Consider the following 13,789-nt stretch of genomic DNA (forward strand, 5'->3'; position numbering starts at 1 on the left):
AATTAGGTTAAAGCAGCACCGATATATTTTTTATACTTTCCTTTTGTAGACTGATGGCTTTGAAAACATGAATACTCTTAAACACAATCCTATGGACCATCATTGTGCCGTTTTGCGCTCAGATGATAATCATCAAGTAGATGTAGAGAAAAGTCATTTTAAAGGCCATGTGCTGCAAGTATTGCTGGGCTTTTTTATTGTCGCTATAAGTGTGATCTATACCCCTGTTTACGCAGCAAATAATGAAAATGCACAGAGTGCGAGCGAGCCGGAAAAACAAACGCCTAGTAAGCCTGATAGTTTTTCTGAATATGCAGCTCAGCAAGTCAATGCGCTTAAAGATGAGAGTGTCAGTATTTCTGGTATCACTGAAGAGATATTTGATCCTACTGAGCGTAACGCAGTGGAGCAGGCAGGCAGGCTACAAGGTGATACGGCACTGACCGGAGAATATAGTGAGAGCTACTATATACTCGATAAGCTAAATGCTGGGTTGCCGCCGTTATCTGAGCCACCTAACTTAGAAACACCGCTTGCAGCCTTAGAGTTTTTTCAATCAGCGTTAATGAAGCAGCAGTATGATTTGGCCGCTTACGCGCTAAATATGAACTTGATTGATGAGAAAAGCCAACGTAGCCGTGCGCTTGATCTCACAAAGCGACTGGATTTCTTATTATCTGAAAAAGAGCTCTATGTATTCGATGATATGCCAGATCGTCCCGATGGCTTAATTGAACCACCGCTTGGCAATAATAGCAGTGTCATGGGTATTGCCAGACGTTCTATTCAGCTTGGCTATGTTGATTATCGCGAGCGCCGTGTTCCTATTTATTTACAGCGAGTACGAGTAGGGGATGAAGCACCTGTCTGGGTGTTTTCGGCACAGACAGTAGGTAATATTGATAATCTTTATGAGCAGTATCATCCAGCTGAGTTCGAACGTTATTTGCCCACTTGGTTAAAGCTAAAGTTTTTTGGAATTGCGCTATGGGAGTTTTCAGCGCTCATATTGTTCTTTTTATTAACCATGGGTATGGGTTGGCTACTGAGTAAAGGTACTGCAAAAATCATCAATCATTATATCGATGAAGAAAAATACAGCATGTATGTTGGCAGTACCAACGGCGTCGCAGATTTGGTTAGCAAGCTGACAGTACCATTAACCTTTACCATCAGTTTTTCACTGGTTTTTACCTTGGTTTCTGGTGGTTTTCCTTATTTAGATGCAGTCGCCTCATCTACTCGTCCATTAATTTGGATTGGACTGGTATTTAGTACCATGTGGTTAGGCATTCGTATCATTAACTTTTTTGCCAATCGCTATCAAGACATGCAGATTGAGAATCTAGCTGCAGAGCATTTCGATAAAGAACGTCGCCGCCGTACTTATGTATCAATATTTCGCCGTGTGTTTATTTTCGCGATGATTTTGGGAAGTTTCTGGATAGGTCTTAGTGAATTTGCCAATATGGAAGGCCTTGGCAAAACTTTATTGACTTCAGCGGGTATTGCAGGTGTGGTTATCGGTATTGCGGCACAGCCAATATTAGGGAATATCATCGCTGGTGTACAGGTAGCAGTGACGCAGCCAGTGCGAATCGGCGATAGTGTGATAATGGACGGTAATTTTAGTACGGTTGAAGACCTGCGTTACACGTATGCCGTGTTAAAAACATGGGATGAGCGACGATTGATCGTGCCAATGCGTGAGCTAATCACTGAACGAGTGGAAAACTGGTCACATACGGAAGTTCATCAGACCTGTCCTGTGTTTTTGTATATCGATTATGGCGCAGATATCGACGCTATCCGAGAGGCGTTTATATCGATGGTCAAGGACAATAAGCTTTGGGATAATAAAACAGAACCTGAAATGTACGTGGTAGATGTGACCGAAAATACCATTCAACTGCGCGGCGCTGTTTCATCAGTAGGTCCTATAGAAGCATGGACGCTGGCCTGTGAGATACGGGAGCAAATGCTTGGTTATTTGCATGCGCAGCAAAACAAGTATCTACCTACAGAGCGCTTTACGTTAACAAAAAGCGACTAGAGATTGGGAATAGCGAGGGGCCTTGCGAGCCGGATTGTCTTCAAAAGCGAGTTATGAATGGTTTCAGACATGACCGCCATCGATATAGACGCACTTGTGTAAAATAATCTGACAAATATAGTGTGTCAGTGAGGCGCTTATTTGTTATAATGTGGCGTTATTTTTATAGGATAACTGAGTGGTTAGCGATGAGTCGGCACTGTATATGCAGCTGCAATGATTGATACGCTTAACCCTGAGCTCCTACCCATCAAAATAACCACCACTAGGGGTCTGTATGTTGCGAATTGTCGATGAAGCCTTAACCTTTGATGACGTTTTATTATTACCAGCCTATTCTGAAGTTCTGCCAAAAACTGCTGATCTGTCTACTCGTTTGACCAAAAACATCACACTTAATCTTCCGCTAATCTCTGCGGCGATGGATACGGTGACTGAGTCTGAAATGGCTATTACTATGGCACAGCTTGGTGGCATGGGTATTTTGCATAAAAGCATGGACATCGAGAAGCAAGCCACCCAAGTACGCCGTGTCAAAAAATTTGAAGCGGGTACCGTTGTTGATCCTATCACTGTCCATCCAGAGATGACGATTGGTGAATTGCTGCGTTTGACCCAAGATAACAATATCTCAGGTGTACCTGTGGTCGAAAAAGGCACAGATAACGTTGTGGGTATTGTTACCCATAGAGATTGGCGTTTTGAGACCAATTTATCGTTGCCAGTTAGCCAGATCATGACGCCTAAAGAGCAGCTAGTAACTGTGCATGAAGGTGAAAGCAACGAGAATATCAAAAGATTGTTGCATGAGCATCGTATCGAAAAAGTCATCGTTATTGACGATAACTTCCGCCTGCGTGGTTTGATTACTGTTAATGATTTTGCCAAAGCTGAAAACAATCCGAATGCGTGTAAAGACGAACAAGGTCGCTTACGTGTTGGCGCAGCTGTTGGTACAGGTGCAGACACGCAAGCACGCGTTGAAGCACTAATCGCTGCTGATGTCGACGTTATCGTCGTTGATACTGCGCACGGTCACTCAAAAGGCGTGATTGATAAAGTCTCTTGGATCAAGAAAAACTACCCGCATGTACAAGTAATCGGTGGCAACATCGCAACAGGCGAAGCTGCAATCGCTTTACGTGACGCAGGTGCTGATGCAGTAAAAGTAGGTATCGGCCCTGGTTCTATCTGTACCACGCGTATTATCGCAGGTATTGGTGTGCCACAAATTTCAGCCATTGATAATGTTGCTAGTGCTTTAAAAGACAGCATTCCATTGATTGCTGACGGTGGTATCCGTTACTCAGGTGATATGGCAAAAGCAATCGCTGCTGGTGCATCATGCATCATGGTTGGTTCGCTAATGGCTGGTACTGAAGAAGCGCCAGGTGAAGTTGAGCTGTTCCAAGGTCGCTACTATAAAGCGTATCGCGGCATGGGTAGTTTAGGTGCGATGTCAGGATCAAATGGTTCTTCAGATCGCTACTTCCAAGATGCAAAAGACGGTGTAGAGAAGCTAGTGCCAGAAGGTATCGAAGGCCGTGTTCCTTATAAAGGACCAGTTGCGGGTATCGTTAATCAGTTGGTTGGTGGCTTACGTTCATCAATGGGTTATACTGGTTCTGCCACGATTGAAGATATGCGTACCAATCCGCAGTTTATCAAAGTAACCTCAGCGGGTATGAAAGAGTCGCATGTCCATGATGTGCAAATCACTAAAGAAGCACCGAACTACCGAGTAAACTAAATCGTTCCGTGAAATGCTTCTCTTTTGTAGATTTACATCGTATTGATGTTAGCTGAGACGTAAGGCTGCAGCGAGCTTAAGATACAAACAGCCAACAATGCTCTGTTATTGTTGGCTGTTTTTTTTGTAAAATACAGAAACAGATTATTACAACAATAGTATTGCCTGCGTATACGTTTGGCCTTTTATTTTTTTGACTTGAGGAACACATAATGAGCTATTTTGGCACTGATGGAATTCGCGGAAAATTTGGCGAATTACCAATTACACCTGACTTTATCTTAAAACTAGGCTATGTCACTGGGCTTGTTCTCATAGAAAAAAATGAAAATCCTACGCGTAAGCCAAGTGTGGTGATTGGTAAAGATACGCGTCTGTCAGGCTATGTGATAGAGGGAGCATTACAAGCAGGTTTTAATGCGGCTGGTGTTGATGTTTATATGCTTGGTCCATTGCCAACCCCAGCGATTGCGCATTTAACCCGTAGCTTTAATGCAGATGCTGGTGTGGTTATTTCAGCCTCGCACAACCCGTATTATGATAATGGCATTAAGTTTTTCTCAGGCGACGGCAAAAAGATAAGTGATGAGATGCAAACTGCAATCAATGATAAATTAACGGCAATTATGAACGACGTTGGTAGTGATGTTGCCATAATGCCTATTCTTGATCCTGCAAATTTAGGTAAGAACAATCGTATTGATGATGCTAAAGGTCGCTATATTGAGTTTTGCAAAGGCAGTTTTCCTTATCAATATGACCTCAGTCATCTGACGGTAGTAGTGGATTGTGCCAATGGCGCAGGCTATAGCGTAGCACCTAGAGTGATGCGCGAGTTGGGGGCAAACGTGATTGCCATCAATAATACGCCAGACGGTATCAATATCAATGCTGAGTGTGGTTCTACCCATCCTGAAAGCTTACAAAAGGCTGTGCTTGAGCATGAAGCAGATGTCGGTATTGCACTAGATGGTGATGGCGACCGTATCGTAATGGTTGATGAGACGGGTAAGCTGATCGATGGCGATGGTATCTTATACGTACTTGCTACCCAAGGTAAAACCAAAGCTGAAGGTGTTGTCGGCACACTCATGAGCAATATGGGGTTAGAGCTGGCGCTAAAAGATGCAGACATCCACTTTACCCGTGCAAAGGTGGGTGATCGCTATGTGATGCAGGACTTAGAAGCTAATGGTTGGATATTGGGCGGTGAGCCATCTGGCCATATTCTCTGCTTAGATAAAAGTCGCACAGGGGATGCTATCATTGCTGGTTTGCAAGTACTGGCAGTGATGCAAGCCAGAGAGCGTGCGCTAAGTGAGCTTGTTGAAGGTTTTGAAGTGTTGCCGCAAAAGCTAGTCAATGTACGCTTATCTCAAATGCAAGACCCATTCAAACATGAGGAGTTGGTTGCTGCTTTTGATAAAGCACAGGCAACGCTAGAGGGTCGTGGTCGTCTGTTGATACGTCAGTCAGGCACAGAGCCTATGATTCGCGTGATGGTTGAGTCAGATGATGAGATAGAATGCGATGTAATGGCTAATGACTTAGCTGATCTTATAAAATCGGTACTAGGCTAATAGCATTTAAGGTAATAAGTGGTATTCAAGATAATAACTGGTATTTAAGATAACAATATTATAGTTTTCAAATAAGGAACTGCCATGAGCATGGACTTTACCGACCAACGCCTCTCATATGAGAAAGGTGAGCTTGACCAACAGTCAGTACCAACGTCACCATTCGAGCTTTTTAAAGCTTGGATGAGTGAAGCGTTAGCGCAACAGGTGCAAGAGCCTTATGCAATGAGTTTGGCAACATGTGGCGCAGACAATAAACCTAGTGTCCGTATTGTGTTATTACGCGAGATTACTGAGACAGGTATCGTTTTTTATACCAATTATGAAAGCGCAAAAGGGCAAGATATTGTAGAAAACCCTAATGCCGAAGCATTATTCTTTTGGCATGAGCTGGAGCGTCAAGTCCGTATCAGCGGTAGTATCGCTAAAATTGATGCTGATAAATCGGCGGCTTACTTCCAAAAGCGTCCCCATGATAGTCAAGTAGGGGCTTGGGTCAGTCAACCGCAAAGTGGTGAAGTGGCCAATCGCGAAGTCATGGAGCAAACGTTTGAACAGCTTCAAGCAGCACACCCTGACAATACTACTGTACCAACGCCAGAGTTTTGGGGTGGGTATGAAATTACGGTTGAAAGTATTGAATTTTGGCAAGGTCGCGCCAATCGAATGCATGACCGAATTGTGTATACGCAGAGTAGTGGCGACAACAGTGAAGTCAGTGAAGGCAAGACAGGCTGGATAACCAAGCGTTTATTACCATAGTTGTTATAGCCTCAAGCTATAGATTATAGAAAACTAAAAACGCCACTCTAAATCCAGTTTTTCTGGTTTCTAGAGTGGCGTTTTTACGTTAGCTATTGACCTTAGTTGGCATTATTTTTTATTTAACTTTTTATTCAACCTTTCATTTAATATTGGTATCGACATCTACTGAGACTGACATGCCAGGACGTAAGCGTGCCAGTTCAGGCTGGTTTTGGTCTAGGTCGATGCGTACAGGAATACGCTGAGCAATTTTTATGTAGTTGCCCGTCGCAGGGTTGGCAGCAGCAGCACTAAACTCGCTACCAGTCGCTGGCGAGATATTACTCACGTGCCCCGTAAATTTGGCGCCGCCAAGCGCATCGACGTGAATGGTCGCAGGCTCGCCGATTGCCATATTGGCTATTTGAGTTTCCTTAAAGTTTGCAATGATCCAAATGCCTTTTGGCACGATATACATAAGCTGCGTACCAGCGCTGACGTATTGACCTTCTTTGACACTGACTTGGCTTAGCTGGCCAGATTCAGGCGCAGTGATGATAGTATTGTCTAGATTGATTTGCGCTTGCTTGACGCCTGCTTCAGCATTTTTGATATTTGCGTCCAGCGATGAGCGACTGCCGCTAGTCTTTTCACGGTTTTCTTGAGCGGCTTGCAAGTTGGCTTCTGCTTGCTGTACACCTGCCTGTGCTTGGGCGAGTTGAGCCTTGATATGAGCCACCTCCGCCTTTGATACCGCACCAATAGCATCCAAACCTTGGTAGCGGTTTACATCTTCACGTGCGCTCTGTACGTTGATTTTGGCACTATATAAGTCAGCTTTGCGTGCTTCGATTTGTGCTTGGCTGGTTTGTGTGTCTTGATCGTTGGTAGAGCGGTTAGTAAGAGCTACCTCTGTATTTGCTTGGGCTTGTTCGAGCTGCTGCTGAAAGGTTCGATCGTCAATCTTTATGAGTAAGTCGCCCGCTTTTACATTGGCGAAGTCTTGCACAGCTACTTTGGTGACATAGCCAGAAACCTGCGGGCTAATAATAGTCGTCTGACCTTTGACAAAAGCATTATTGGTTTGCTGTACCGTTGGGGTAAACGGCGGGAGCTTCCATGCATACAAAATCAATGCCACGCCAATGACAATCAATAAAATTAATAAGCCTAAGTTTAGATAGGACTTTTTCTTAGGCGACCAGCCAGTAGTATCGAGTATTGGCTCTTTTGGCGGCATCGGCGGTTCATTGCTGTCTGAACTGTTTTCTACATCACCTTTTGCTGTCTTAGTTGCTGATGGCGAAGAGGTTGCAGCAGCCTCTTCTTTACTTATATCGGACGCTATAGGTGTGTCTGTTGCTGGAGCGCCAGTGGACGTCTGAGGTATTTGATTAAGCTCATTTGGTTTTTCTTGGCTCATGACGTGCTCCTAAATTTTCAATAAATATTAAAATAGACTGGCTATAAACGAACAGGGTGAAACATGATTAATAGAATAAACTGAGTTATTTTGACTCACGCATTTTTGCAATAACCGCAAGCTCTTTAGCAAGTGGATTGCGCTTGTGGTAACGGTTATAAAAATAATTGATCAATAAAATGGCTGTAACGAAAGTAGCAAAACTGGCCATCAAAAAGAACAGGTCGCTATAAGCGGAGACAGTTGCTTGGCGTTGAATCCCTTGCAAAACTTGGCTCATCGCGGCCACATTCGCTTGCGCTGTATCCGTCGTTTGATTTGATAATACACTGCGAGTACCAGCAATTTGAGCGCTGAACGTAGGATCACCCAAGTTCAGTGAGCTGACCATATCTGCATAATGGACCTGTGTACGAATGGTCGTAAATGCCTGAATAGCCGCTGCACCTGCCAATCCGCCAACCGTTTGGGAGATACCAAAGATAACCGAAAAACTAATGATATAAGCAGGGCCACTAGCAATAGCACGCAAAAATCCTTCGAAAACCAAAGGTCCCATGAAATATACCGCGGCAAATGCAATCAAAAACTGGCTAATATAAAACATATAGGGAGCGGAATTAATAGACACCCCAACGTCCATCCAGGAACCTAAGGCAATCAATGCCACTGCAAAAATAACGGGACGGCGCAAGTCCATCGGATTGGTACTAAAAATACTAATCACCAAAGCCAACACACTGGCAGCCATTATGACAGCATAAAAAGTAACCAGCTGATCATTGCCATAGCCCAAATTGGCCAGTAGGCCTGCAGCACCGACATTTTGTTCAGATAGCAAAATTCGCATGACTGCGCCAGTAATCATAAAGGCAATAATATTGCGGCTACGCATCCAGCGGACTTGTAACATTGGGTTTTTGCGATGTGTTTCAATCCATAAAGCGATGCCAATCCCAACAATGGCAATCATCAGTGGATAGACAAGCCAAGGCGTCGTCCACCATAAAATCCTACCTTGCACTAAAATAACAGCCAGTGCAGCTAGACCGCTCGCAAAAAAAGCAAAGCTTAAAAAGTCGAGTTTTTCAAATACTTTTTCCGTATTGCCTGGTGGTAGTTCCAATATGTTAATCAGTCCAAAACAAATCAGTGCCAAACCAAATTGAAATAGAAATAAGTTTTCAAGCTGACCATCGATGGCGAGATAGGGCGAGATGATTCGTGATAGTGGAATACCAAACTGCACCAAGCCAAAACCCAATATTAAGCCACTAGTACGCTTGACGGTTGGCATACCTTGCAAACAATAGAATAACCCTAAGATGGTCATGCCACTTGCGACCATACCGCTAAGTCCTCTGGCGACAATCTCTAGGTAATAAGGTTCAATTCCTATATTAGGCGTATCTAGCAGATGACTACTGATTAGCCACTGTAAACTCGTGGCAGCCAACAAAAAGAATAGAGTGATTTTACTAAAGAGTGACATGCCAAATTGTTGGCGAATTTTGTACAGCAGAACGGTGATACAGGCATTGGTCATATTATAGCTGACAGATATCCAACCACCTTCGGCTGGTGTCAAGCCCAGCTGACCTTGAATTTGAGTAAGATTTGCGACGAGTAGACCGTTTTGGAAGCTAGCAGTGAGACCAACGAAAATTCCGATCAGTAAGTAAAATAATTTGCGGCGTGCAGGATGATCAGGATTGGCAGGAGAGCCCACCATTATCGGTTGTTCGTGGGGCTTAAACTGATATTCGTTACTCATGGACGTACCATAATCTGTATAAGGAAATAGAATGGCATAGAACAGATTCCAGACGCAAAATCAGGTCAGTACGATGAATGTTTATAGCTTAAAAACAGCGGAGTTACTGATATAAATGCTGGTCAAACTGGAAAGATAACCCAAGAAATGCAGGGCATATTTTATCATAATCTTTATAGCGCTTTTGTCATTGGCGCGTAACTCATTGGCTCTAAATAATAAAGATATAGCAGTGTCTCATGCAATGTGACGAACATTAAAAAAGGCGATGCAATAAGCAAAAAATGCTATACGCATAAAAAACAGCTCTATACAGAGCTGTTTTTGTGTATCGAAAAATTGGTCAGTCAATATATAGTATTGTGGCTAATACCGAGGTATCAATGAATACCAAATACTAAGTTGATTCATCATATTTTGCTTCTAGCTGCATTGCACGCTGATAGCTATCAAGACTGGCCAGCTTTTCAGCATACTGTTTGATATGCGGATAGGCGTCAAGTTTCTGACGCTTAGCAAGAATAATCAAATCGAATGACAGCATAAAGTCAGCACCGCTTAGCTTATCACCCACAATAAACGACTTACCTTCAACCGAAGTATTCAGATACTTAAATAATCTGGTTTTTTCTGTCTCGATATAGCCGTTTAAAAACTCATTGTCATCGATGCCTGCTTTGTTAGTAAATAACTCAAGCATTAACGGTAACATGAGCGAGCTTTCTGCAAAATCAATCCACTGTAGATAGTAACCGTAGTCTGAGCTTCCTGTAGCAGGGCGCAGACGCTCTGGCGCAAACCGTTCGATCAATAACTCAGTGATAGCACCTGACTCAGCATAAATTTGTCCATCCATTTCGATAACCGGAGACTTACCGAGTGGATGTACAGCCTTTAAAGAGTCTGGTGCTAAATGAGTCTTGGCATCGCGCTGATGACTAACGACTTCATAAGGAACGCCTAGCTCTTCTAAGAGCCATAGCGTCCGTAATGAACGTGATTGATTGAGATGATGTAAGCGAATCATGGTATCGACCTTATTGCGTAGTGGGTTTGACTAACCTTTCAGCTTCGCCATTAGACGCTTAGCAGCTTCTTCTGATGATGCAGGGTTTTGACCTGTGATTAGTAAACCGTCTTCAACGACAAACGATTCCCAATCAGCCGCTTTTTCATAGTTACCGCCATTAGCTTTCAATGCGTCTTCTACTAGGAACGGTACTACGTCTGTTAGGCCAACTGCGTCTTCTTCAGAGTTAGTAAAACCAGTCACTGTTTTGCCTTTTACCAAATACTCGCCATCGACTTTAACGTTTTTAAGCGCTGCAGGAGAATGACAAACAAAAGCAACAGGCTTGTCTTGCTTAACAAAAGTCTCAATCAGATTGATAGAGTTTTTATCTACTGCCAAATCCCACAATGGGCCATGGCCACCTGGGTAGAATACTGAATCGAAATCTTCAGCGTTCATATCAGCAAGTTTTTTGGTATTAGCCAAATGCTCTTGCGCGTCTTTATCGTCTTTAAAACGAGTGGTATCTTTGGTTTGCGTGTCTTCTGTGTCACTACTAGGATCTAGTGGTGGCTGACCGCCAGCTGGAGAAGCTAGAGTTACATTTACGCCAGCGTCAAGAAATGCGTAGTAAGGAGCAGCAAATTCTTCTAGCCAAAAACCAGTTTTCTTACCAGTATCGCCTAAACGGTCATGAGAAGTTAGTACCATTAAAATGTTCATAATTATCCTTGTTTATTATTTATATGTTAGTAACTATATAGCCAACAGTCATAAGTTTTACGTTGCATCATTAGCCGTTTTTACTTAATTAACCTAAATGCAAATAATGACTGTTAGCATTATTCCTGCTTTGTAAGCAACTTTCAGTAGTGATATTAGCAATTTATGTTGTTAAGTAGTTATTCACAACGATTGCTAACTGTCAGTAGCTACTTAACTAGTCAATGTTTAACCAGTAACTACTTAACGTCAGATACTTTGATTACGGTTTTACCAAAGTTATCACCGTTTAACATACTGACAAATGCATTTGGCGCATTATCTAAACCGTCAGTAATGTGCTCTTTGGTTTTCACTTCGCCTGACTCTACCCATTTGCTCATGGTTTCTAAGAACTCTGGGAAGTGGTCGCCGTACTCTTCAAAGATAATGAAACCTCTGACAGTTAGGCGTTGGCTTAAGATAAGACCCATCAACATACCTAAGCGATCTTTGCCATCCGGTAAATCAGTTGCGTTGTACTGCGATACCAGACCACATACTGGAATACGTGCATGGTCGTTAAGTAATGGCATTACCGCATCAAATACTTTACCGCCAACGTTTTCATAGTAGATGTCGATACCATCTGGACATGCTGCTTTTAATTGCTCAGCGAAGTCATCGGCTTTATGATCGATACAGACATCAAAGCCAAGCTCATTGACCGCAAAGTCGCATTTCTCTTCACCGCCTGCCACACCGACAGTGCGCAGACCATATTGATTACCCACTTGACCGACAGTGGCACCGACAGGTCCAGTGGCTGCTGCCACGACTAAAGTTTCACCTTTTTGTGGTTTACCGATATCAGTCAGACCCATGTAACCGGTGAACCCTGGCATACCTAACACGCCTAAACCATAAGAAGGGTTAGACATATTTTTGTCCAGTTTGAGGACGCCTTCGCCATCACTGACACTGTAGTCCTGCCAGCCTGAGTTTGATACGACTAGGTCGCCTACCGCGAAGCTATCGATATTTGACTCGACCACTTGCGCTACGGTACCACCCATGATGACGTCACCGACTTCTAACGGGTCTGCATAGCTTTTTGCATCACTCATACGTCCACGCATATATGGATCTAGTGATAGATATACAGTGCGTAGTAGCATCTCGTTATCTTTTGGCATAGGAATGTCGCTAGTCGCCATGTCAAAGTTGTCAGCAGTAGGTACGCCATTAGGACGGCTAGCCAATTTGATTTGACGGTTTGTTTGTTGATTCTGTTGTTTGTCGAAGCTCATTGTAAGACTCCTTTATATTTATTAATTGTCATTATTATAGTGGTGGTAAATGTAGTAGCTACTCAGCATGGAATAGCTACTCTATAAATAGCATAACGATATGTACTTATTGTTACTGTCGCGATTCTTCTTATAATTCTTTAAACAGTTCTTGCTAAAGCGCTTATTAAGACGCTTTGCTAGTGACAGCGCGCTGCAAGATACGACGTGATACTTCTAAGTCGTTGGTACCATGTTCACCAAGCTTAACCATGTTATGCACTTCAAGTTGCTTGATAATTGGATCAATCGCTGATTCCGTCAAGTCAACGTCTTCTAGGCTAACTGGCAAACCAAGCTCGCGGAAGAAGTTTTCAGTGTAAACAATAGCAGTTTCGATGATAGCATCGTCGTCTAGGTCAGTATCGGTAATGTTCCATACGTTACGCGCATACTGAAGCAGTTTTTCTTTTTTGCTTTCTTTTAGTTCACGCATAACTGATGGCAATACGATGGTTAGCGTACGTGCATGATCGATAGCGTGTAGTGATGTTAGCTCATGACCAACCATATGAGTTGTCCAGTCTTGTGGTACACCAGTACCGATCAGACCATTCAATGCCATGGTCGCTGTCCACATAATGTTCTTACGTGTTTCTAGGTTTTTTGGATCTTGCTTAACAACTAGACCTTCATCGATAAGAATTTTAAGCAAGCTTTCAGCAAAGGCGTCTTGTACTTTCGCGTTTACTGGGTAAGTCAGATACTGTTCCATTACATGAACAAATGCATCAGCCACACCATTCATAACCTGACGCTCAGGCAAGGTAAGTGTTTTGATTGGATCTAGAATTGAGAATTTAGGGAAGGCAAGTGGGTTACCAAATGGTAGTTTTGCTTGACGTTCACTATAGTTAATCACGCCGCCTGAGTTCATCTCAGAACCTGTTGCTGGGATGGTCAATACAGCACCCAAGTCGACAGCAGAATCGATGTTTTTGCAATAACCAGTTAAGGCATCCCAAGCTTGGTCACGTGAGACAGTGCCGTCTTCTTCAGTCAATGAAGATACTAGTGCGACGAATTTGCTACCGTCAATCACAGAACCACCGCCAACTGCTAATAAGAAGTCAATGTTGTGCTCATTAACCATATCAGCGGCTTTTAATAGCGTAGTGAATTCTGGGTTGGCTTCGATGCCGCCGAATTCAAATACAGTACGGTTACCGCTTGCCGCTAAGGCAGTTTTTACTTCGTCTAAAGTACCAGTACGCTGTGCTGAACCACCACCATAAGTAATGAGTACACGCGCATCAGTAGGGACTAGATCTGATAGTTGCTCGATTTGACCTTCACCAAAAACGATACGGACTGGGTTGTAGTATTGGAAGTTATTCATAAGATTCCTAATTAGTAATAAAAAGTTTTTAATAAAAACGGTTTAATTAAATGGTTTTGACAT

General features: G+C 43.1%; 10 protein-coding genes. 4 read left to right on the forward strand and 6 right to left on the reverse strand.

The genetic code is table 11. The annotated features are described in order from the left end of the window. The first annotated feature begins 67 nt into the window (after positions 1–67). The 4 genes from ACI2IW_RS05035 (at position 68) to pdxH (ending at position 6,145) form a co-directional block, all read left to right on the forward strand. Positions 68–2,053, forward strand: coding sequence for a mechanosensitive ion channel family protein (locus tag ACI2IW_RS05035; protein ID WP_404692875.1), 1,986 nt, complete (start codon positions 68–70; stop codon positions 2,051–2,053). Positions 2,054–2,330: 277 nt separating this feature from the next. After that, positions 2,331–3,803, forward strand: a complete 1,473-nt coding sequence (gene guaB / locus ACI2IW_RS05040) for an IMP dehydrogenase (RefSeq protein WP_057760534.1) — start codon at positions 2,331–2,333, stop codon at positions 3,801–3,803. Between the two features lie 212 nt (positions 3,804–4,015). Further along, positions 4,016–5,383 carry a phosphoglucosamine mutase gene (gene glmM, locus ACI2IW_RS05045; protein WP_404692876.1) on the forward strand — a complete coding sequence of 456 codons (1,368 nt, stop codon included), beginning with the start codon at positions 4,016–4,018 and terminating at the stop codon, positions 5,381–5,383. A gap of 90 nt (positions 5,384–5,473) precedes the next feature. Beyond that, positions 5,474–6,145, forward strand: a complete 672-nt coding sequence (gene pdxH, locus ACI2IW_RS05050) for a pyridoxamine 5'-phosphate oxidase (RefSeq protein ID WP_404692990.1) — start codon at positions 5,474–5,476, stop codon at positions 6,143–6,145. 142 nt (positions 6,146–6,287) lie between these two features. On the opposite strand, the gene ACI2IW_RS05055 is transcribed toward pdxH, so the two are convergent. The 6 genes from ACI2IW_RS05055 to ACI2IW_RS05080 all read right to left on the reverse strand — a co-directional run bounded on the left by ACI2IW_RS05055 (position 6,288) and on the right by ACI2IW_RS05080 (position 13,726). Further along, on the reverse strand, positions 6,288–7,550 hold the full coding sequence (locus ACI2IW_RS05055; RefSeq protein WP_404692877.1) for an HlyD family secretion protein: 1,263 nt from the start codon (positions 7,548–7,550) through the stop codon (positions 6,288–6,290). Between the two features lie 85 nt (positions 7,551–7,635). Next, on the reverse strand, positions 7,636–9,324 hold the full coding sequence (locus tag ACI2IW_RS05060; protein ID WP_296206747.1) for an MFS transporter: 1,689 nt from the start codon (positions 9,322–9,324) through the stop codon (positions 7,636–7,638). Between the two features lie 397 nt (positions 9,325–9,721). Next, on the reverse strand, positions 9,722–10,351 hold the full coding sequence (locus tag ACI2IW_RS05065; RefSeq protein WP_404692878.1) for a glutathione S-transferase family protein: 630 nt from the start codon (positions 10,349–10,351) through the stop codon (positions 9,722–9,724). 30 nt (positions 10,352–10,381) lie between these two features. Beyond that, positions 10,382–11,059 carry a type 1 glutamine amidotransferase domain-containing protein gene (locus tag ACI2IW_RS05070; protein ID WP_057760524.1) on the reverse strand — a complete coding sequence of 226 codons (678 nt, stop codon included), beginning with the start codon at positions 11,057–11,059 and terminating at the stop codon, positions 10,382–10,384. A gap of 239 nt (positions 11,060–11,298) precedes the next feature. After that, positions 11,299–12,348 (reverse strand): NADP-dependent oxidoreductase, encoded by a 1,050-nt coding sequence (locus tag ACI2IW_RS05075; RefSeq protein ID WP_404692879.1) that lies wholly within the window; start codon positions 12,346–12,348, stop codon positions 11,299–11,301. A gap of 166 nt (positions 12,349–12,514) precedes the next feature. Continuing rightward, positions 12,515–13,726 (reverse strand): iron-containing alcohol dehydrogenase, encoded by a 1,212-nt coding sequence (locus ACI2IW_RS05080; protein WP_404692880.1) that lies wholly within the window; start codon positions 13,724–13,726, stop codon positions 12,515–12,517. Positions 13,727–13,789 lie beyond the last annotated feature (63 nt).

The sequence above is a fragment of the Psychrobacter sp. NPDC078501 genome (genome assembly GCF_044900935.1).
Taxonomy (GTDB): Bacteria; Pseudomonadota; Gammaproteobacteria; order Pseudomonadales; family Moraxellaceae; genus Psychrobacter.